Source organism: Candidatus Binatia bacterium, assembly GCA_023150935.1.
In the GTDB taxonomy this organism is placed as follows: Bacteria; Desulfobacterota; Binatia; order HRBIN30; family HRBIN30; genus JAKLJW01.
In genome coordinates this window covers 1-20,924 of sequence record JAKLJW010000049.1, presented here as the reverse complement: position 1 = coordinate 20,924, position 20,924 = coordinate 1, and the positions used below count along the sequence as shown (strand labels likewise).

At 65.8% G+C, this 20,924-nt stretch carries 21 protein-coding genes; 20 read left to right on the top strand and 1 reads right to left on the bottom strand.

Annotated features, from left to right (window positions below):
* Positions 1–16 precede the first annotated feature (16 nt).
* From cas10 to L6Q96_20065, 13 genes are all read left to right on the top strand, one after another.
* Positions 17–3,037, top strand: coding sequence for a type III-B CRISPR-associated protein Cas10/Cmr2 (gene cas10 / locus L6Q96_20125; protein MCK6556861.1), 3,021 nt, complete (start codon positions 17–19; stop codon positions 3,035–3,037).
* 6 nt (positions 3,038–3,043) lie between these two features.
* A complete protein-coding gene (locus L6Q96_20120) occupies positions 3,044–4,270 on the top strand; it encodes a type III-B CRISPR module-associated protein Cmr3 (protein MCK6556860.1) in 1,227 nt (408 codons plus the stop codon).
* Positions 4,271–4,285: 15 nt separating this feature from the next.
* Positions 4,286–5,248, top strand: coding sequence for a type III-B CRISPR module RAMP protein Cmr4 (gene cmr4, locus L6Q96_20115; protein ID MCK6556859.1), 963 nt, complete (start codon positions 4,286–4,288; stop codon positions 5,246–5,248).
* A gap of 3 nt (positions 5,249–5,251) precedes the next feature.
* The gene (cmr5, locus tag L6Q96_20110; protein MCK6556858.1) at positions 5,252–5,632 is read left to right on the top strand and encodes a type III-B CRISPR module-associated protein Cmr5; all 381 of its coding nucleotides are present in this window, start codon (positions 5,252–5,254) and stop codon (positions 5,630–5,632) included.
* Positions 5,629–6,990 carry a type III-B CRISPR module RAMP protein Cmr6 gene (cmr6, locus tag L6Q96_20105; GenBank protein MCK6556857.1) on the top strand — a complete coding sequence of 454 codons (1,362 nt, stop codon included), beginning with the start codon at positions 5,629–5,631 and terminating at the stop codon, positions 6,988–6,990. The genes cmr5 and cmr6 overlap by 4 nt, the downstream gene beginning before the upstream one ends.
* Positions 6,991–7,008: 18 nt before the next feature.
* On the top strand, positions 7,009–8,049 hold the full coding sequence (locus L6Q96_20100; protein MCK6556856.1) for a hypothetical protein: 1,041 nt from the start codon (positions 7,009–7,011) through the stop codon (positions 8,047–8,049).
* Positions 8,050–8,074: 25 nt separating this feature from the next.
* On the top strand, positions 8,075–8,395 hold the full coding sequence (locus L6Q96_20095) for a nucleotidyltransferase domain-containing protein (protein MCK6556855.1): 321 nt from the start codon (positions 8,075–8,077) through the stop codon (positions 8,393–8,395).
* Positions 8,385–9,482, top strand: coding sequence for a CRISPR system precrRNA processing endoribonuclease RAMP protein Cas6 (gene cas6, locus L6Q96_20090; protein ID MCK6556854.1), 1,098 nt, complete (start codon positions 8,385–8,387; stop codon positions 9,480–9,482). Before L6Q96_20095 ends, cas6 begins: the two co-directional genes overlap by 11 nt.
* Entirely contained in the window at positions 9,467–10,714 is a 1,248-nt protein-coding gene (locus tag L6Q96_20085) for a TIGR02710 family CRISPR-associated CARF protein (GenBank protein ID MCK6556853.1), read from the top strand. Before cas6 ends, L6Q96_20085 begins: the two co-directional genes overlap by 16 nt.
* Before the next feature lie 18 nt (positions 10,715–10,732).
* Positions 10,733–11,026 (top strand): BrnT family toxin, encoded by a 294-nt coding sequence (locus tag L6Q96_20080; GenBank protein ID MCK6556852.1) that lies wholly within the window; start codon positions 10,733–10,735, stop codon positions 11,024–11,026.
* Between the two features lie 47 nt (positions 11,027–11,073).
* Positions 11,074–12,306: a tetratricopeptide repeat protein gene (locus L6Q96_20075; protein MCK6556851.1), complete on the top strand. Its 1,233-nt coding sequence runs from the start codon at positions 11,074–11,076 to the stop codon at positions 12,304–12,306.
* Between the two features lie 1,268 nt (positions 12,307–13,574).
* Positions 13,575–14,810 carry a transglycosylase SLT domain-containing protein gene (locus tag L6Q96_20070; GenBank protein MCK6556850.1) on the top strand — a complete coding sequence of 412 codons (1,236 nt, stop codon included), beginning with the start codon at positions 13,575–13,577 and terminating at the stop codon, positions 14,808–14,810.
* Positions 14,811–14,870: 60 nt separating this feature from the next.
* Entirely contained in the window at positions 14,871–15,455 is a 585-nt protein-coding gene (locus L6Q96_20065) for an SIS domain-containing protein (protein ID MCK6556849.1), read from the top strand.
* A gap of 206 nt (positions 15,456–15,661) precedes the next feature.
* On the opposite strand, the gene L6Q96_20060 is transcribed toward L6Q96_20065, so the two are convergent.
* Positions 15,662–16,141, bottom strand: coding sequence for a PaaI family thioesterase (locus tag L6Q96_20060; GenBank protein ID MCK6556848.1), 480 nt, complete (start codon positions 16,139–16,141; stop codon positions 15,662–15,664).
* 181 nt (positions 16,142–16,322) lie between these two features.
* On the opposite strand from L6Q96_20060, the gene L6Q96_20055 reads away from it, so the two are divergent.
* The 7 genes from L6Q96_20055 (at position 16,323) to L6Q96_20025 (ending at position 20,640) form a co-directional block, all read left to right on the top strand.
* On the top strand, positions 16,323–17,072 hold the full coding sequence (locus tag L6Q96_20055) for a YebC/PmpR family DNA-binding transcriptional regulator (protein MCK6556847.1): 750 nt from the start codon (positions 16,323–16,325) through the stop codon (positions 17,070–17,072).
* Between the two features lie 241 nt (positions 17,073–17,313).
* Entirely contained in the window at positions 17,314–17,901 is a 588-nt protein-coding gene (gene ruvC / locus L6Q96_20050; GenBank protein ID MCK6556846.1) for a crossover junction endodeoxyribonuclease RuvC, read from the top strand.
* Positions 17,898–18,488, top strand: coding sequence for a Holliday junction branch migration protein RuvA (ruvA, locus tag L6Q96_20045; GenBank protein MCK6556845.1), 591 nt, complete (start codon positions 17,898–17,900; stop codon positions 18,486–18,488). The genes ruvC and ruvA overlap by 4 nt, the downstream gene beginning before the upstream one ends.
* Complete coding sequence (ruvB, locus tag L6Q96_20040) at positions 18,485–19,531, top strand: Holliday junction branch migration DNA helicase RuvB (protein ID MCK6556844.1); 1,047 nt, start codon at positions 18,485–18,487, stop codon at positions 19,529–19,531. The genes ruvA and ruvB overlap by 4 nt, the downstream gene beginning before the upstream one ends.
* Positions 19,532–19,582: 51 nt before the next feature.
* Entirely contained in the window at positions 19,583–19,795 is a 213-nt protein-coding gene (locus tag L6Q96_20035; GenBank protein ID MCK6556843.1) for a DUF2905 domain-containing protein, read from the top strand.
* 163 nt (positions 19,796–19,958) lie between these two features.
* Positions 19,959–20,255 carry a hypothetical protein gene (locus L6Q96_20030; protein ID MCK6556842.1) on the top strand — a complete coding sequence of 99 codons (297 nt, stop codon included), beginning with the start codon at positions 19,959–19,961 and terminating at the stop codon, positions 20,253–20,255.
* A complete protein-coding gene (locus L6Q96_20025; protein ID MCK6556841.1) occupies positions 20,245–20,640 on the top strand; it encodes a DUF6516 family protein in 396 nt (131 codons plus the stop codon). Before L6Q96_20030 ends, L6Q96_20025 begins: the two co-directional genes overlap by 11 nt.
* Positions 20,641–20,924 lie beyond the last annotated feature (284 nt).

The following is a 20,924-nucleotide window of genomic DNA, read 5'->3' as shown; positions in this document are numbered from 1 at the left end:
GCTGAGGTAGACGGCAGTGGTGGAAGGCGATCGTTGGCGAGTCAAGGTCGGTGCATGGCTGCACGATCCCGCGGAGAAGGCACTGGTGCTGTTTCGCGACCCTGCCGGCCACGAAGGGGGCACGGTTGCGGTGCTGGCGCGCGCAGCCTTCGGCGAGGCCGGGATTACACGCGAGGAGAGCGACATAGTGCGCCGGGCGGATTGGTGGGCATCCGCGGCGGATCGACCGCAGTTCCCTCGAGATGAAAAGGACCACCGCTATGCGTCCTGGGCGCAAGTGCGCTTTGCGAGCTCTCCGGTGTTGATACACCCCCTTTCCGGCGAACGGTTCGAGTTGGGTTCGCTGGAGGATGTCGAGATCGATGCGCTCAAAGCGGTGTCTCTGGATCACCTGCGGGACCTGATTTGTCGCACGGCGTCGGGAGAGACCGATTGGCGGCGGAGCTTCCTCAGCCTGTGGAGGCGAGGGCCCACCCTGCCGGCTCCAGAGCTGGGAGCGTTGTGGACGGTCCTTCCCGCCGACACTCGCATCCCCGATCACTCGATCTGGGAGCACCTCCGGCTGGTGTCCGCGCTGGCAGGTGCGATGCACGGCGGCGGACCGGTACTCCTGTCGGTGAGTCTTGGCCCCGTGCAGTCGTTCATTGCACAGGGCCGCAGCACATCCGATTTGTGGGCGGGATCCCATCTCCTCTCCCGCATGGCCTGGGAAGCGATGCGGGTCGTGTGCGAATCGTGTGGACCCGACGCAATTCTGTTTCCCGACCTCCACGGGGTTCCGTTGGTGGACCTGTGGCTCAAGCATGAGGGCGTTGAGGTTCCGTCCGACGGCCCGCGATCCGATGCTCATCCGCTGTTTGCAGCCACCCTGCCCAACCGCTTCGTGGCGGTGGTCTCCGCCGAGGAGGTCGACGGGCTCGTCGAACGGTTACGTTCCGGCGTCCGCAAGTGGGTTCGAGACCGGGCAGAAAGCGCGTGGGCGGCTTTGCTGGAGGCGGCCGGCCTCGATGCCGCGTCGGGCGCGCCCGGCCTAGATCAGATCGACGGGCAACTGGCGGGCTTTCCGGAGATCCACTGGGCCGCCGTGCCCTGGTCGCTCGTGAGCGTTGGCGCCGACGGTCGTGTCGGTAAGGGTGACGTTCGCCAGCTCGCGCGGGCACTCGACGTCTTCTACCCGGATTCCTCGACGCCCCCCGGGTTCCTCGGGAGCGAGGCGTGGCGGTTGCTGTCGCGAGCGCTTGCTGTCGAACGGACGACTTTCTACGAGCCTTTCCCGGGCGTCCTCTATCCGGCCCTCTTCGATCTCCTCGATCGTACGGCGGCGGCGGCCAAGTCGACCCGCACATTCCTGCAATCGCCGCAGGTCGGGTATCGCTGCTCCCTTTGCGGAGAGCGAGAGTGGTTGACCGTCGATAGGGATCATCTGTCTCGTGCGAGAGGCAGTGCCGCGGAAGACAGCGTGTGGGGGAGAGCCGGGAGGAACCGGGTCGGCTGGGTGCGGGGTCGGGAACACCTCTGTGCGGTGTGCACGCTGAAGCGCGTCTGGCCAATGCTTTTCTGCCGGGAGGTACGCGACACGGTCGACGATCTCGATGGCGTGCAGCGCTACGTGGTTTCTACTCATACCATGGCACTGGCGAGCACGCTGGCTGAGATCGTCGCGAATTCGGGGCGAGCGATCGGGAGCGACGCCTTCAAGCGGCTTCAGGAAGTACTTGTCGGCGAAGACGATGGAGGGGGCGGCCGGGTAGCATTGCCTCGCCGACTGGCGATCGACCTCCATCGAAAGCCGGCGGCAATCGTGGACGTAGTTCGACGGCTGCCGGCGGTGCTCGACGACCTGCGTGACCGCGCGCGCGACGGCGAGGATGCGGTACGCGACGAGGCCGAGAAGAAGCGCCACCTCATAGACCGGTGTCTTGCGAGTGTTCTGGAAGCGGTACGCGGGGAGCGCGGGCAGTGGAAGGCCGAGGCATACTACGCCCTGCTCCTGATGGATGGCGATCGAATGGGGGCGTGGCTGTCCGGTAGCGGGGATTGCAGGCGGCCGACATACGAGTCCATCTGGCATCCGTCGGTTCGGCAACAAGCGGCGGCGATGGCCACGCGGTCCGCGGATCTAGAAGGGTACCTTCAGACCCCGGCACCGCCGTCTCCCGCGTATCATACGGCGATCTCGCGAGCGCTGAACGGGTTTTCGGGGACCGTGGCGCGTTTCATTGTAGAAGACGTCTTTCTCGGCAAGGTCATTTACGCCGGCGGCGACGACTTGCTCGCGATGGTCAGCGTGGACGATCTCTTGCCGGCAATGCTGGCGTTGCGGTGCGCCTACTCGGGGGTGGTACCGAACGACGATGAGGCGGCGTTCCGGGGCCTGCTTCGGTCCGAGATCGTCAAGGACATCCGAATCCGTCGCGGGTACGTGCAGCTCCAGACTCAGGACCGCCAGTTGTTGCGCATGATGGGCAAGAACGCCACCGCGTCCATCGGTGCCGTGGTCGCGCACCACATGGCGCCTCTCGGAAAAGTACTGCGCGAACTCCGGGCCGCCGAGCGACGTGCCAAGAAGAAGGGGGGACGAGACGCTTTCTCCATTGCGCTGGCGAAACGCTCGGGCGGCACGACCCATTTCACCAGCCGATGGCGCGTGTCCGAAGCGGGTGTTGCGGCCCCACAGACGCCGATCGGCGCGCTTCTTCGACTGTCCCGAGTTCTCAACGCTCGGCTTTCGCGCCGAGCCGCGTATCACATGTCGTCATGGCTGGCGGAATTGCCGCCGGGGCCGGGGCGGACCGAGCCGCCTATGCACAGGGATGACTTCATAGGCTTGCTGCGTACCAACCTTTCCTACCAGATGCGGCGGCAAAGGAAGGAGAAGGAGACGCCGGTCAAGGACATCGACGAACTGGCGGCCGACCTCGCCGGCATGGCGGTGGTTGAGTTCGAGAGTGGGCGGGCGGCGTCGGCGCCGGATTTCCTGCGAGAGCTGATCGGCGTGGCGGAGTTTCTGGCGCGAGCCGAGCGCGGCGGAGAGTAGGGAGCCATGGATTTCCTGACCGTGCGACCGCTCGACATTTTGCACCTGCGCGGGAATCGTCTGTTTGGCGAAACCGGCAGCGGAGAGGCAGTCATGCCGCCCTGGCCCTCGCTGTTTTCGGGGGCCCTGCGCACCCGTATGCTGGTCGACGGCGGCGTCGAGTTCGCGGACTTCTCGCGCGGCAACGTGAGGGATGAGGGTGTGCGCGCGGCGGTCGGTCGATCGCCAACCGAACCGGGAACGTTCCGTCTTGCTGGAACGGCGATGATCCTCCGCCGGCAGGGTGAAATGGGTCGGTCAGTAGACGTGCCCTGCTTCCCCTGTCCGGCGGATCTGGTGGCAATGGAGGCGACCGGTGAGGGAGCCGATGCGCCGGGCGGGACCGGAGCGCGCAAGGAAAGGATAGCGTTGCACGCCCTCCAACCCGTGCGGCTTACCGAGGTCGGTGTGAGCGGCAGCTTCCCGCTTCCCGGCGTGCCCGTACTGCGGTGTGCGGAGCCGGGCAAGTCGAGGGCCGACGTATGGTTGACGGCGGACGGCTTCGCCGCCCATCTGAAGGGCGAACCCGTTCCTTCGGGTGCCGCGCTCGAAGCCAGCGACCTCTGGAAGGTAGACGCGCGTGTGGGGATAGCGCTGGACACGGGCCGGCGCACCACCCGCCCCGGGAAGCTCTATGCCGCCGACGCGGTATCGCTGGCGCCGGAGGCGGCGTTCCTGGTGGCCTGCCGGGGTGGGGGCGATCGGTTGCCTCGCGATGGGCTCGTCCGTCTCGGTGGGGACGGCAGAGGTGCGGTGGTGTCGCGGTGGGCGCCGCAGGCGCAGCACTGGACGCCGTGGGGATACCTACCTCGCGGGGACGGTTTCCGCATCGTGCTGGCAACGCCCGGGATCTTTCGGCGCGGGTGGTTGCCGCCGCGGGTCGAAGAGACCGGCGATGGTCTGGTGTTGCAGGTCGGCGGTTTACGGGCGCGGCTCGTAGCCGCGGCGACCGGCCGGGCAGAGGTGGTCAGTGGCTGGGACCTCGTACGGCATGCGCCCAAGGCCGCACTGCGGACGGTGCCCGCGGGAGCGGTGTACTGGTTCGAGCGCCTTGCGGGCTCGACCGACGAGCTGGTGCAGCTCGTGGCGGACGGCTGGTGGGACGCCGAGACGGAACCCGACATGGCGTGGCGTGCACGACGGCCCGAGGGATTCAACAGTGTATGGTTCGGCGATTGGGATGGACGACTCTGAGCGAGGGTGAGCGCGATGTTTGAGAGTAAGGCAGCGATGTTTCTCTACGCGATCAGTCCGGTGCACATGGGGGCGGGGACGGCGATCGGTGCGATCGACAACCCGATCCAGCGCGAGCGTCATACGGGGCATCCGATGATTGCGGGATCGGGCTTGAAGGGAGCGCTGCGGCACGAGGCCAATGCGCTCTGGGGCGGTCGGGAGGGTCTGGTCGAACGGATCTTCGGTCCCGATCCGGACACCGGCGATGCGTCTGATCACGCGGGTGCAGTGAGCGTCGGCGATGCGCAGCTCGTGCTGTTCCCGGTGCGAAGTCTGCGACGGTCGTACGTATATGCGACGTGTCCCACGGCGCTCGGTCGGCTGCGGCGGCTGATCGAGTTGGCCGGATTGGACAATCCCGTAGCGGACTCGATACCCACCCTCAGCGGTAGCCAATGCGCGCTCGTCAATGAACAACTCAGGACTCCCGGTTCAGGTAACCTGGTACTGGAGACGTTCGAGTTCCAACCGGCGACTCAGCACACGGACGCGGTACGAAAGATCGGCGCGTGGCTGAAAGAGAATGCGATCGCGGCCGGCGTGGGGAGCGAGTACTTCCGCGACAAGATTGGCGCGGACACGGTGCTGCTCACTGACGACAACTTCAACTACTTCGTGCACAACGCGACCGTCGTAGAGCCGCACGTACGCATCGCGGACGAATCCGGAACGGCCGACGAGGGCGGTCTCTTCTATACCGAGAACCTGCCCCCGGAGACCCTGCTTGTCAGCCTTTTGATGGCGTCGCGTGAGCGCGTCGGGTCCAGGAACGGTACGGCGCAGCCGGGCATGCCAGCGGGGGAGATCTTGCGGCGAGTTCGTGGAGGCACCGGGGACAACGAATCGCCCGGTTTCGACGGTCGGTTGCTGCAGGTCGGTGGCGATGCCACGACCGGCCGCGGACACGTACTGCTGCGGTTGGCGATGAAGGAGTGAGCGATGCCGGAACTGAAGAGCCTCGATCAGACGCGCGCCGCCTACGCATGGCAGAAAGTCGGCGAGCGGCCGGACGATAGGTACGTAAAGTTGGCGAAGGGCGCGCCGGCGTTGATCATGTCGAACGGCCTCATGCAGACGTTGGCGTTCTTCCAGTCAAAGGGCGGCCACCACGAGAATCTCATGAGGCACGTCCTGGAATGGCTGTCGACCCGGGCTGGGCAGACCTTCGACACCGATTTCAGTAAGGCGATGAAGTACCTGCATTCGACAGGCAGCGAGCAGTACATGCGCGCGACAGAGGAGGCCCTGGAGATCCTCCGCTGGATCCGGCAGTTCGCCGCAGCACGGGCCGCGACGATTGCGGTGCCGAAAGGGAAGTGACGGTGCGGGTTGCGGTGCCGGCATACGTGGGCGGCAACTTCGACGAGGCTCCTCCGGGCCATCGGTTTCGGTTGTACTTCGGTGGCTGGACGGAGGCGTGGGATCTCGTTGCCCAGGAGCGGGATAGGGCACTGGCCAGTGCCTCTGAGCTGCGACCGGCGACCCTGAACGGGCTGCGGGGACTGGCGTCACGGCAGGACGCCCTCGCGGCGATTGCGGGCGAACGAATGCTGTCTTTGGACTATCTGACGGATGGTCCGTTCGTAACCGGCATGGGAATGGAGCATCCCCTCGAAAACGGATTCGCCTTTATGGACCCGTATGGCCTGCCCTACCTGCCGGGGAGTTCCCTCAAGGGCGTCCTCCGCCGAGCAGCGGAGGAGTTGGCGCTGTTCGCGGACGATCCTTGCGGTTGGAGCGTGCCGGCCGTGTGGTGGCTTTTCGGCTTTGATCAGCACAGTGCGTACTTGTGTCGGGACGAGCGAAACGACTCCGCGGCCGTACGTGCGGAGCGCGGGAAGTGGCGCGCCGCCTACAGGGAAAGGTTGGACGGCGCGACCATTGCCCTTGCCGAAGGCTTTCTCCGGTTATCCTCGGCCCCTGCTGTGTTGGAGTGTTCCCGCACCCGTGACGTTAGGGAAGCTCTCGAACGCCTACCGCAGTCGGACGCGCTGGGAGATATGCACAGTGCTGGTGCGCTGGAATTCTGGGACGCCTACCTCGATCCGGCCGGTGGGCGCCTCCGGATCGACATTATGAACCCGCATTTCGGACGATACTACGAGGGAAGAGGCTTGCCGTCCGACGACGACAACCCGAATCCGATCTTCTTCCTGGCGGTGCCTCCCGCGTCGAAGGTTCGGCTTCATGTGCGGCTTCGAACGAGTCCCCTACTCCCTGAATCGTTGGCGACCGCGTGGCGCGGCCTTGTCGAAGCCGCGTGCGACTACGCCGGCGACTGGCTCGGCTTCGGGGCGAAGACGGCGATAGGGTACGGCCGGCTCCGGCGCGATCAGAAAGCTGAAGCGGAGCGCGAGGCGCAACGTGTCAAAGCCGCGGCGGAGGCCCGGAAGGCTCGGGAGGAGGTCGCACGTTGCGCAGCGGAGGAAGCGCGACAGGCCCGGCTCGCGACCATGTCGGAGCTCGATCGAGCCATCGAAGATCTGCGGGATTGCGATGTGACACGAATTGACGCCATTTACAGAAACGAGTTGCCGAAGCTGTCCGATGAAGATCAGAAACAGCTCGCCGCGCCCTTGATCGACGCATACAAACGCGTCGGAAAGTGGACCGGAAAACTGTCCGATAAACAACAGGCCAAGAAGCATCGCTTGCTCCAAATCCTGGGCCGGGTGTGAAGAGGGGGCGCGTAAGTCATGCCGACGAAGGTGATCGCCACGCTCAAGCTTACGACGGCCATGTTCCTGCACGGGCCAGGTAAGGCCGCCGAGGTGCGCGCGGGGGCAATCAAGAGCGCGGCGCGATACTGGTGGCGCGCGGCGATCGGCGACGCGGTACAGTACAAGTGCGATGGATCCGATTCCTGCGAGTGTATCCACTGTCGCGAGGGTCGGATCTTTGGCTCCACGGTCTTCGGCAAAGGCATCGTGTTCCGCGCGAGCGGGTGTGATCGGCTTGCGTCTGCGGCCAGAAATCTCCTGCCTCATCATCCAAGGGATGGAAAAGGATTGGATCACCCGTCGCCGAGCAACGCGATGAAGGCCGGACAGGAGTTCCGGGTGGAGGTGTTCCCGAGCCACCCGACCATGGCGGTCGAGGAAGTCGACGCCGCCGTGGCTGCGTTGTGGCTCGCCGTGCATCTCGGAGGCTTCGGGCAGCGTTCTCGCCGCGGCGCCGGGAGCGTTGCCTTGAAGGGGCTGGAACCAAATAGGCCAGGGCTGCCGCTTGCCGAGTCACACCAGAGTGTCGAAGCGCTCCGGAAGCACCTGGAGGAGGGAGTGTCGACCGCTCGTCGGGCGATTCGTAGGGGCCTTGCATCGCACGGGGGGCTGGGAAGTGCCCGGCCACCCTTTTCGATGCTGCGGGCGAGCTCGGCGGACGACAGCCAGATCCAGGTCGTGGCACTGAAGGAGTCGAAGGACGAGGAGGCGGCCCGAGCGGAGGTGATGCGCGGCCTCCGCGGGTTCAAGAGCGCCCTGTTGGGCCTTCCTTACATGAAACCAAGATCCGGAGAACCGAAAATCACCGGCTCTGGCGTACGGCACGCATCGCCGCTGTGGATTCACCTCGAGACACTGCTGGATGGCAGATTCGTTGCCGTTCAGACGCTCATGCGTTCGAGTTCCATCGAGAGTGCCATTCGTCCGCACGGGTCACACCGCAACCCGCCGCCGGAATGGAGTCGAGTCGACGACTACCTGCGCTCGTGCAACGGGCAACCGGTCCAGATACGCTGAGAGCGTTCCCATGACGAGATCCCAGATGCACGACAGGGAGCCTGCAGCAGTGTCCGAGCTTGTGCGACGCATCGTGGCCGTCGCACACCCGGATCGCATCATCCTTTTCGGCTCGGCGGCGCGAGGGACGGTTGGCCCGGACAGCGATCTCGACGTTCTCGTCGTCAAGGCCGGCGTGCCGCACCGCCGCCAGCTCGCGCAGGAGATCCACCGCGCCCTTTTCGGGATCGGCGTTCCGGTTGACGTGATCGTCATGACACCCGAAGACGTGGACGCGCTGTGCGACGCGGTCGGATCGTTCGTCAGCGCCGCCCTTCGGGAAGGTCGGGAGCTGCATGCCGCCTGAGCCCGCCGGTGGGACGGTCGCCGTCGTGCCCGTGGTGTCGTGTCTCGAAATGCCGTCAGCCCTCTCGTTAGTTACCACCTTCATCACTTGCTCCCCCCAGCGCCTCCCGCCATTCCTCGGCTCTGCCGTGCATGGTGCGCTGAGCCGCGCCGTCTACCGAACCGTCTGCGTCTTTCCCCGCCGTCCGACCTGTGCCGGGTGCCCGCTCCTCGCCCGCTGCGCCTACCCGCTGCTCTTCGACACCCCGGCTCCTGCCGACGACACCCTTCTCGCCGCCGGCATCCGCGACCAGGCACCGCGCCCCCTCGTCGTCGGCCCCGAACCCGGCTGGACCCGCCCCTCCGGGCATCCCGTCCGCCTCGATGCCGACGCCGAGATCCCCGTGCGTCTCACGCTGGTCGGCCGCGCCATCGACGAGCTGCCCATCGTCGTCGTCGCCCTCCAACGCCTCGCCCGCCGCGGCCTCGGCTTGCCGGCCGAGGAACCCGCTGACCCCGCCGAGCGCATGGCGCGCCCCGCGCTGCGCCTCGCTCGCGTCACCACCGCCGACGGCTCGCACGTCGTCTACGACGGCGCCACCGATACGTACGAAGCGCCAATCGTCGCTCCGGCGGGCAGCGCCGGCGCCGAGGAACCGCCGCAGGCCGCGGTCATCGAATTCATCACCCCGCTGCGCCTCAAGCGCGACGGCAAGCTGATCGACACCGTACCGCCCCCCGTCTTCATCGCCACCCTGGCGCGCCGTGCCAACGCGCTGAGCGTCCTGTTCGGATCGGGAACGCCCGCCGTCGACGAAGCCGAGTGCGAACGCCTGGCCACCGGCATCGCCGTCGCCGCCGCCGAACTGCGGCGGGTCCATGTCACCCGCTACTCGGCCCGCCAACGCCAACGCATGTCCTGGCCCGGTCTCATGGGCAGCGTACACTGGCGCGGCCCCGCACTCCGCACCCTCTGGCCGCTACTCCGCTTCGGCGAGCAGGTGCAGGTCGGCAAAGGCACCGCGCTCGGCTTCGGCCGCTATCGGTTGGGGATGGCGGCCGCGCAACCGAGGATGATTGGCAAGGAGGAGAGATGGCGCGCGCAATGATCGTCTCGGTTGGTGGTTCCGCGGAGCCGCTGGCGGTTACCCTCGGAGAAGAGAAGCCGGAATTCGTCTGTTTCCTTGCTTCTCACCGTAGCGTAGACGAGATCGCGAAGATCAAGGACGCGGTGAAAGTCAGCACCGGCGGGGCGTTCAAGGACGAAAAGGAGATCGTAGACTCCGCGGAAGATCTCGTTGAATGCTACCGCAAGGCTCTGGCGTGCATCGAGCGCGTGCGCCGGCAAGGATTCCCGGAGTCCGAGATGCTGATCGACTACACTGGTGGAACCAAGGTCATGAGCGCTGCCGTAGCTATGGCAGCCGCCGCATACGGCGTGCGGTTCTCGTATGTAGGCGGCGACCGCCGCACCAAGGATGGCCTCGGGGTAGTCGAGTCTGGAAGCGAACGACGGCGCATAGACCGTAATCCCCTGGAGCTGTTTGCGGTTGAAGAGAAGCGTCGCATCGCACAGCACTTCAACTCGCACCAGTATGATGCAGCGGCGGTGATGATGGGCGATCTGCTCCCCAAGCTGCAGGAGCCCCACCGTGCCCTGCTCGACGCGGTTCGAGATCTCCTGGTTGGTTATGCAGCCTGGGATCGTTTCGACCACCGCACTGCTCGGCGTGAACTGGGCAAGGGCCGGCATCGGCTGGAGGAGCTGGTTCGTGCGGCGCAAGCCGGCGAGTATTCGAATGTACTCTCGCAGGCAGCGGAGAACGTCAGGTTTCTCGAGTCGCTGGACCGCGACACGAACGGGTTCCACAACCTCCGCATGCCGCTGGTCGGGGATCTCGTAGCTAATGCCGAACGCCGCCTTGCCGAGCGCAAGTACGACGACGCGGTCGCACGCCTGTACCGGGCCATCGAGATGCGTGGCCAGATTGCTTTCGAAGCCGAATTTGCCCACCCGACGAACAAGGTACCGCCCACTGTTCTACCCGAGAGAGTGCGCGCCGAATACGTCTCGCGATACGCGGCTGCCGACAAGGGCTTGTTGAAATTGCCGCTCGAAGCCACGTACCGCGCGCTGGCCGCCGTTGACGACGCGGTCGGGAAAGAGTTCGTTGCACGGTACGAGGAGGTCAGCCAACTGCAGGGGGCTCGAAACGACTCCATACTCGCGCACGGCATCCAGCCGATGGGTAAGGAACGCGCAGCTCGCATGCTGGACCTGACGCTCGCATTCCTACCCTCGACGGTTCATCGCCCTGAGTTCCCGCGCCTCCCGTGGTAATGCGTCGAAGCCCGGGCCATGGCGACCGTCGTCTACGGAGATTTCGAGTGGGATGCCGACAAGGCTACCGCGAACAAGGCAAGACACGGCGTGTCGTTCGAAGAAGCGTCGACTGTGTTTGCCGATCCGTGCTACGTTCTGCGGCCGGACGAAACGCATCCCGACCATTTCTGGGCCCTCGGGCTCAGCGCGTTGGGCCGTGACTGTGGTCAACGTCGAGCGTGGGCCGCGCGTTCTTCGTCGCCCCACCCTGAAACGCCAATATTGCCGTCTGCGCCGACCCCGTTGAGCCCTCCAGAACCGCCGCGGTAGCGTCACCGCACGTGCGATCCGGTCTCTCCCGGAACGCCGCGGCGACCATGACCGAGCCCCTCAAGGATACCGCACTGCCGCGCTCCCCGGCGGAGCTGCGCCAGCTCGCCGCGGACCTGAAGCGGCGTAACGATTGGACCGCTATCGCCGGTCTTGCCACACACTTGCCCGCCGGCTGGGGCCGCGAATGGCTCGGCCTCGCCGACGAGGTCGCCTTCGCCCTCTCCCAGCTCCATCGCTGCATCGAAGCCCGCGACGTCCTCTTGCGCGCGTGGGAACTCGAACCGGTACATCGCACGGCCAGCTCGCTCGCCTACATCCATTACGACGCGCTCATGCAACACAAGATCCGCAAGCCGCGCCTCGATGACCCCGAACCCTACCGCAAGGCGTTCGAACGATGGGTCGGCGAGGCCCTGCGCCTGCGCTCCGACTCCTTGCCGGACCGCTATCGGCTCGCCGTCTACCACGCCAGTATCCTTACCCAGAAGGACGTCGTCGCCGTGCGCGAGTTCCGCGAGGTGCTGCGCCTCTTCGAAACCCTTCCCGCCGCCGACCGCAACCCCGCGCACCGCCACTTCGGCAAGTACGTGCGCGCCTTCTACGGTCTGGCCCGCTCGCAGTACCGCCTCGGCCGCTACACCGAGGCCCGCCGCGCCGTGTTCCGCTGTATCCGCCTCGACGGCGAAAAACACCACGTCGCACCGGTGTTCAAGTTCTTCCTTGCCGCCAAGGTGCTCGTCGCTCAGAACCAACTCGCCGACGCCGAACGCGCCCTGCGCCTCGCGGTAGACGCTCCACACCGCGGCGACCGCGACTTCGTGTTCGCGCTGCTGGCCGACATCGCCCTGCGGCAGGACCGCGTCGACGACGCCGCCCAGTGGATCGAGCTGCACGTCCGCGCTCATCATCGCAAACCCTACGTCTGGCGCCTGCTCGGCGATTGCGCGGCGCGGCGCGGCCAACACGACCGCGCCCTCAAGATGTACAAGAGCGCGCTCCTCAAGGATCACGGCGGCCGTCACGTCACCTTGCTGCACATCGGCCAGGTCCACGAAGCCGCCGGACGCGTCGGCGAGGCCCGCCGCGCGTACCAGGAGGCCGCCGAGTTCCGCCGGCGAAAATACCTCACCGAAGATGCCGACGCGCTCGAGGCTCTCGCGGGCCTGTGCGAACGCGACGGCGACGTTGCCGCCGCGCGCGCCGCGTACACGCGCATGAGCCGCCTGCCCGCCAAAGCCAAGCACGCCGAGGAACAACTGGCCCGGCTGACCGGATGAGGACGGGTGATTGGGAGCGGGCAGCGGAGAGCTGGGAGGGGGGTTGGTCCGGTCGCGCGTCTCTTCAGTCGCGGAAAGGGATTTGATGCGGTCGGCTGAGCTGGTCAAGGAAGATCACGGCGGCTTCTTCGTGTTCCGCCCGGCACGGGCTGCCGCTCGCAACCCAGAACCGGGACGCGAACTCGTCACCCCGGCGCAGGCTGGGGTCCAGAGGTGGAAACACCCCAACCGGATTCCGGCTTTCGAGACTGTCGATAAACTCCCGTTCACCCTTCGACGAGTTCAGCGCGGGCTGGCGCCCGCAACCCATCGCCTGACCAGCAATGCCTCTGGGAGGGCGAGGCGCCGGCCGAGCCGCAACGGTCTGACGACGGCTCGGCGAGAGCCTCGCCCTCCCCATCTGAATTCTGCGCACCACGGCAAGACTTTCGGCGATAGTAGTTCAGCGCGGGCTACCGCCCGCAACCCAAAGCGAACAACCAGCCCGTTCGCCCCGAGTAGGAGCCCTTCCCCCGGGCTCCGTATCGAGGGGCGCGCCCCTGCCGCGCCTGTCCCTCGATACGCGCCAGAAGAAGGCGCTACTCGGGACGAACGGGAAGGCACTGCCGCTCCGTGGCCTGAAGATTTCTTCGCGCCGTACGCAGACTTGCGGCGATAGTAGTTCAGGGTGAGCGGGGAAAACCCAGTGAAATCAATCCCACCACCGCTCAGCGCGGGCTTCGCCCGCAACCCATTGCGGAATGCGGATTGCGGAACTCATGAATCCGTCGTCCGCAATCCGAAATCCGCATTCCGGAATTCTTCGCACCATGCGGCGAACTCGCGAACCAGTAGCACAGACTGAGCTTGTCGAAGCCGGGTTTGGCCGTTTATCGACAGTCTCGAGAGTCGGGGTTTCCCGGCACGCCGCGCGGCGATTTTTTGCAACATAGGTTTTACAAGGCGGGGGGGGCTGTGGTACACCCTCCGAGGCTCGGAAAGGTGCGTGCGCTTTCCCCATCCCGACCGGGCTGGGGAGAGGTAGCTTTATTGGCGCCGGCGCAGGTACCGCAGCGGGGCCGTATTGAATGATGTATGGGCGTTCGGATGTGGCGGCGGATACGGCAGAGCTCAGGTAGTGCACCTGCTACCCAACCCAGGCAAACCGTGGAAATGCGGATCACTCCATCAGGGAGAACTCGCGTGTAGAACGTCAACAATGTTGCCCGAGGGCGCCTTTGGCTCTTCCCCACCCGGGCAACGGCATCACTGGAACGTGGGAGGACCACATGAGGTCGAAGAACTTCGCAACGCTCGTCGCGGCTCTCGCAATATCCGGCATCGCCGGATGCGCGGCGAAGCAACAACCGGCGGCACCGAACCCGTACTCCTGGGCGCAACGCGATGGCCAGTGGGGGGCCCTGAGGCCGCTGTACCCCCCGTCATCCGCCGGAGCCGGGGGCGTGCGCAGTCTGCCGGGAGCCGGCGACCAGGCGTTCGATTTCCAACATCCCCGGGTCGACGGTTTCCTGACCCAGTTCCAGACCAGATGGCGTGAATCGTTCAGCATCGCCCTGTCGCGTAGCGGACGATACGTGCCGCGCATGTCGTCGATACTCGCCCAGGAGGGCGTACCTGAGGAACTGGTCTACCTTCCGCTCATCGAAAGCGGCTTCAAGAACAGTGCTCGCTCGCCAGCCGGTGCGGTAGGACCCTGGCAGTTCATTCCCGGCACGGGCCGCCGTTACGGCCTGCGCATCGACCGGTACGTCGACGAAAGACGCGACCCGATCAAATCGACTCATGCCGCAGCCCGCTACCTGCGCGATCTGTACGGCATGTTCGGAGACTGGCACCTCGCCCTTGCCGGGTACAATACCGGCGAGAACCGGATCAGCGGCATTCTCTCCCGCGGCGATGCCGAGGATTTCTGGGAGATGAGCGAACGCGGCTACCTCTGCCGCGAAACCAGCGACTACGTACCGAAGTTCCTCGCCGCCCTGCAGATCGCCGAGCGGCCGGAAGATTACGAGTTCGATCGCCCGCTGGCCGAGCCGATCGCGTACGACGTGGTCGAAGTCGACGGGTCGGTATCGCTGTCGACGGTGGCCAGCCTGATCGATTCCTCGCCGGAGGAAATCAAGGAACTGAACCCCGCCCTGCACCGTGGCGTAACGCCCCCCGACGGTTATCGGGTCCGCCTGCCGAAGGGCGCCAAGGAAAGCTTCAAGGTCGCTTACGCCGCGTACGCGGACGAACTCGAAGCCCGCGCTGCCCTTCAGCGCCAGCGCGCCATGCTCGACCTGCAGGAACGTGCGGTCCGCAGCCGCAGCAGCGCCGGCAAGAACCGCTCCGCCAGAACGGCAATCGCAGCCAAACGCTCGCGCAGCGCCGGTAAAATCGCACGCCCATCCCGGACCCGTGCCCATGCCTCGAAACGCTCGGTCCAGACGTCGCGTAAGACGACCGGCAAGCCGATTGTCGTCGCCAAGGGCAAGAGCAAGCGCAGCCGGTCGGCGAACTGAAACCGTCTCGCGGTGCGGGAGGGCTTGGACTTCGCTTCCAGGTCTCGTAAGAAGAACCACGTGCGCCGTGCAATCGAAGATATCTTCGCAGCCAGTATCGCCGCCAAGCAGGGGTTTCTGCGGGATCACCGCGATAAGCTGATCGCCGCGATCGAACTGATCGCTACGGCATTGCGCGATGGCCGCAAGCTGCTGCTGTTCGGCAACGGCGGCAGTGCCGCCGACGCCCAGCACATCGCCGCCGAGTTCGTGAACCGATTCAAACTCGAACGGCGGCCGCTGCCCGCCCTTGCGCTGACCACCGATACGTCAGCCCTGACCAGTATCGCCAACGACTACGGATACGAATACGTCTTCGCAAAACAGGTCCAGGCCCTCGGCACTCGCGGGGACGTCGCCATCGCCATTTCCACCAGCGGTCAGGCCGCCAACGTCGTGGCCGCCGCCACCGCCTGCCGCGATCTCGGGATCCGCGTGATCGGTCTCACCGGCGGACCGGGCGGCCGATTGGCAGAACTGGCCGATATCGTCCTTTCCGTAACGACCACGACCGATACCGCGCGCATTCAGGAAACCCACATCCTAATAGGTCACGCGATCTGCGAGATGGTTGACGTGGAGATGTTTGGGGTCTTGGGGTCTTGAGGTCTTGAGGTCTTGAGGTCTTGGGGTCTTGGGGTCTTGGGGTGAGGTTGTGCGTCCGCAGGCTGGATTAGTCGGGCCGCCGGGCTCAGGCGTACAGGCCCTCAGGACCCCAGGCCCTCAGGACCCCAGGACCCCAGGACCTCAAGACCCCAGGACCCCAGGACCCCAGGACCTCAAGACCCCAGGACCCCAGGACCCCAGGACCCTCAAGACCCCTTAATCATATACGTCGTGCTCGCACGCGCGGCGAGTTTGCCCTCTGCCCAGATATCCACCTCGGCGTACGCGCTGCGGCGGCTGGCGCGCAAGACATACGCCTCGGCTACCACCAAACCGGCAGGAATCGGCTCCAGATAGTTGATCTTCATCTCGATGGTCAGCAGCAGCGTCCCCGCTTCGTACAAACTGGCCAGGGCCGCCGCGACCGCCGTGTCGGCCAGGCCGAAGCTGGCACCACCGTGCATCACGCCCGCGGGTTGCATCAACTCCTGGCGGTTCTCGACTTCGAGCCGCGCGTAACCGCGCCTCGCCTCGACAACCCGGACCCCGAGATGTCCCGGGAAGAAGCGGTTGTCCTTGTTGAAGCGGTCCATGATGACGTCACGGACGGCGGGGTCGAGGGCGGGGAACTCGCGGCCATGGCCGCCGGCACCCAGGGGAATCGTGGTGGATGGCATCTGTGGCATCTGCGTCCTCTCCTCGTCCTGGCGGACTGACCGATTACCGGGGTGTTCGGGTTGTCGAGGTGTCGCAGCGTTGCCGCCCGATATCCCAACTCCCGCTTCCGGCAATCCGCCCTCCGCGGTTTACTCCCCCAACAGCCCGTGCTAACGCTCTGACACCCCTGGATCCATCCCCGGAGGCGGTATGTCCGGCCATTCAAAGTGGAGTTCCATCAAACACAAGAAGGCCGCCAAGGACGCCAAACGCGGTAAGCTCTTCTCCAAGCTCATCAAGGAAATCACCGTCGCCGCAAGACTTGGCGGCAGCGACATCAACGGCAATCCGCGCCTGCGCACGGCGGTACTGACCGCGCGCGAGGCAAGCATGCCGAACGACAACATCGAACGTGCCATCAAGAAAGGCACGGGCGAGGTCGAAGGCGCCAACTACGAGGAGGTCACTTACGAGGGCTACAGCGCCGGGGGCGCCGCGGTCCTCGTCAATGCACTGACCGACAACCGCAATCGCACCGTCTCCGAAATCCGGCGGCTCTTCGAAAAACGCGGCGGCAGTATGGGCACCGCGGGATGCGTGGCCTGGATGTTCAAGAAGCGCGGCGTGATCGCCGTCGAACCCGGCAACGTCGACGAGGACCGGCTCATGGAAGTCGCCCTCGACGCCGGAGCGGAGGACGTCAACGCCACCGCCGACGGCTTCGATGTGCTCACTGCCCCGGAAGCCTTCGAATCCGTCAAAGCCGCCATTGCCCGCGGCGGCGTCCCAATGGCCCACGCGGAGGTGGCGCTGCTGCCCGACAACACCACGAGCCTCACCGGCCGCGAAGCCGAGCAAACCATGCGGTTACTGCAGGAACTCGACGATCACGACGACGTCCAGAGCGTTGCCTCTAACGCCGACTTCTTGCAGGAGGACATCGAACGCTTGAGCGCTTAGTGGTGATGGGCACAATTACGGCGACGTATTCCGTACGACGCTTTCCGTTCGCCCCGAGTAGCCCCGTTTTCTCAGGGGCGTATCGAGGGGCCAGCCTGGTGAGCGGCTTTGCGACCCCGCCCCTCGATACGCCGCCGGACAGATGGCGCTACTCGGGGCGAACGGAATACGTCGCCGGATTACTGCAACGGAGTGCTTAGTGCACCGGCCAGTGTGGAGCCGGACGACGGAGGGGAGGCGGATGAGGGTGCTCGGACTCGATCCAGGCACGGTCGCTACGGGTTGGGGTGTGGTCGACGATGCCGGGACACAATTACGATTCGTCGCCGGCGGTGTCGTGCGCGCCGCCGGAAGCCTGCCCGAACGTCTGGCCCGTATCTTTGACGGAGCCGCGGACGTACTCGCCACCTACCGACCGGCGTGCATCAGCCTCGAAAAAACCTTCGTGGGAGAGAACGTGCAGAGCGCGTTCCGGCTCGGCGAGGCCCGCGGCGCGATCCTCGTCGCCGCCGCCCGGGCCGGCGTCCCCGTCAGCGAATACAGCCCGGCGGAGATCAAGGTTGCCGTCGCCGGTCAGGGCCGCGCCGCCAAAGATCAGATGCAGGTCATGGTCGGCCGCCTGCTCGGACTTTCCGCGGCCATTCCCTCCGACGAGGCCGACGCGCTGGCGGCGGCGATCTGCCACCTGCACACTTCCCGTTTCGCGGCGCATATCTCCAGCGCCACCGCTCGCGACGCCGCCGTATCTCGGAGTGCCGCCACACGCTCGGCAAGAAATCGAGTCGACACTCGCCGCGCCGCCGAATACAGTCGTCGCATCCGCCCATGATTGCGCTGCTCGCCGGCACCCTTGCCCACAAGAGCCCCGAGTACCTCGTCGTCGACGTGCACGGCGTCGGGTATCAGGTGTTCGTTTCCCTGAACACCTTCTGCCGCCTACCCGAACCGGGCCACCCGGTGCAGCTCCTCATCCACACCCACGTCCGCGAGGATACCCTCCAGCTCTTCGGATTCCTCGATCGCGTCGAGCGCGACCTCTTCCTGCTTCTCCTCGGCGTCTCGGGCATCGGACCGCGGCTCGCCCTCAACATCCTGTCCGGCACCGCCGCGGAGGAACTGGAAGCGGCGCTCGAAAGCGGGAACCTCAACCGGCTGGTGGCCATCCCGGGCGTCGGCAAGAAGACCGCCGAGCGCCTCGTCGTCGAGCTGCGGGACAAGGTCGCCGCAGCCCGCGGCGGACGAGGCCCGTCCGCCAGCACGCTGGTCACCGGGGTCGAGGCCGAGGCCGTCTCCGCCCTCGTCAACCTCGGCTATAAGCGCCCGGACGCCGAACGCGCGGTCCGGACCGCCGCGGCAACGGGCGCGAGTGACCTCGAAGCGATCATTCGCACCGCACTCAAACGGGTAACCGCATGATCGACGAAACCCGCCTGGTGGGCGCCGCGGAAACCGACGAGGACGCTACTCTCGACAGGACACTGCGTCCGCCGTCGCTGGAAGAGTACGTCGGCCAGGAAAACGTCAAGAGGAACCTGCGCATCGCCATCGAAGCGGCACGGCAGCGCGGCGAGTGCATCGATCACCTGCTCCTGCACGGTCCCCCCGGCCTCGGCAAGACGTCGCTGGCCTACATCATTGCCCGCGAAATGGGCGTCAACATCCGGTGCACGGCCGGACCGATCATCGAAAGACCGGGCGACCTCGCCGCCCTGCTGACCAACCTCGAACGCGGCGACGTGCTGTTCATCGACGAGATCCACCGGCTCAGCCGCGTCGTCGAAGAGATCCTCTACCCGGCCATGGAGGACTTCCAGATCGACGTCCTGCTCGGACAGGGCCCCTCGGCACGCTCGATCAAGCTCGACCTGAAGCCGTTTACCTTGATCGGCGCGACAACCCGCAAGGGTCTGCTGACCTCGCCGCTGCGGGATCGCTTCGGCGTCGACTTCCGGCTCGACTTCTACACCCCCGAGGAATTGGCCACCGTCATTGCCCGATCGGCCGGCATCCTGGCGGTTCCCATCGAAGAGAGCGGGGCTATCGAGATTGCGCGTCGCTCGCGCGGCACGCCGCGCATCGCCAACCGCCTGCTCCGCCGCGTTCGCGACTACGCACAGGTACGGGCGAGCGGCGCAATCTCGGCCGCGGTCGCCGACGAGGCGCTGGACATGCTCGAAGTCGACCGGCGCGGGTTCGACAAGATGGACCGCAGTCTCCTCCTCGCCATCATTGATAAGTTCGGCGGCGGGCCGGTCGGGGTCGTAACCCTCGCCGCCGCCATCGGCGAAGAGCGCGACACCATCGAGGACGTCTACGAACCGTTTCTCATCCAGGAAGGTTACCTGCACCGCACGCCGAAAGGACGCATGGCCACGCAGCGGGCGTACGCGCACTTCGGACGCACACCACAGCCAACCCCGAGTGCCCAGGGAGGGTTGTTCGACAAGCGCGACCGATAAGGGTCAGGTCAGTACGGACTGCTCAACCGATTGCCAAACGCCCCCCGGCTCATGTCCGACCTCGGCCGCACTCTCATCTTCTTCGGCATTATTCTCGTCATCGCCGGGGCAGTGCTGCTGCTCGGCCCCAGGATCCCGTGGCTGGGCCGCCTGCCGGGCGACATCGTGTACAGGAGCGATCGCGTAACCTTCTACTTCCCGATCGTAACGTGCATCGTCCTCAGTATCGTGCTCAGCGTTCTGCTCTGGCTGTGGCGAAGGTGAGTGGGGGCTTCCGCCTTGCGCCAGCGGCGGCGCGACTCAGGAAGTCGCTCGCAATCCCGATACCGACTTCCGATTCCAACGCCGATCCGATCGCTGCCAAACCGCCTGCGCTGTGCCCGGGCGCGGCTTGCAGGCCTGGGGATAGCAGGGTACGGAGCGTACTATGCATCCGAAGCGCAAGGCTCGCCTGCTCCGCCAACTCGGGTTCCCCTCCGCCGACGCCGCGCTCAGGGAATTCACTCTGTTGACGGCGGCTACGCAGCTCGCGCAGTTCCGCGAGGAGTGTGCCCGTTTCGAAAAGAAGTACCGGATGTCGCTCGACGCATTCGAGCGTCGCCTCAAGAAGGAGTGCGGACACGAGCGCTTCGAAGCGGAGGAAGACCTGATGGCGTGGCGCTTTGCGCACGAGGGGATGGAGTACTGGGCGCCTCGCGTTGAGGAACTCCGCCGTGCTGTATGAGATTCTTGCGCAGCACGCCGACGTCATTCACGAAGTCACCATCGAACGATTTCGCTACCTCGAGGCAGCCCACGAGTTACGTGCATCGATCGCGCTTCGCGATGGGTCGGTGGTACACGTGCGTGACTACCTCTTTCGCGATGGGACCCGGAAGTACGCGTACCATTGGCAGACCAGCGAGGGAAGGCTGCGCCGGCGGTGGGACAACTCCGGGCCCTGGCCCGACCTTCCCAGTCATCCGCACCACGTGCACGTCCGGAGCGCGACCAACGTGAGTGCATCGCCGATTCGCGACCTGGCCGGAGCGATGTGCTTCGTCGCGGAGGCCCTGCGGCGAAGCCCGCAGCAGCGTCGGCCTGCGCCGCGCGGTCGTCGCCGTCGTTGACGCCATCGGGAAGAAAGGGAACGCAGAGTTCGTGAAGAGACCGACCTCGGGCTTCGAGTTTCACGCCTCGGGTCCGGGGTCCCTCGGTTTCTCCTGAAGCCAGACGCCCGATGTCCGAGGCCCGGAGGAAAGCTCACAGACTCGCGGGCGGCAGGTGCCGATTTGCGATTTCCGCGTTTGCGCGCACGGTGCGAAGACATCTTCAGGCCATGGAGCGGCTGTGCCCCGCCGTTCGTCCCGAGCGCCTTCTCGATGACCCGATCGCCCTGAGTAGCCGATGTCTT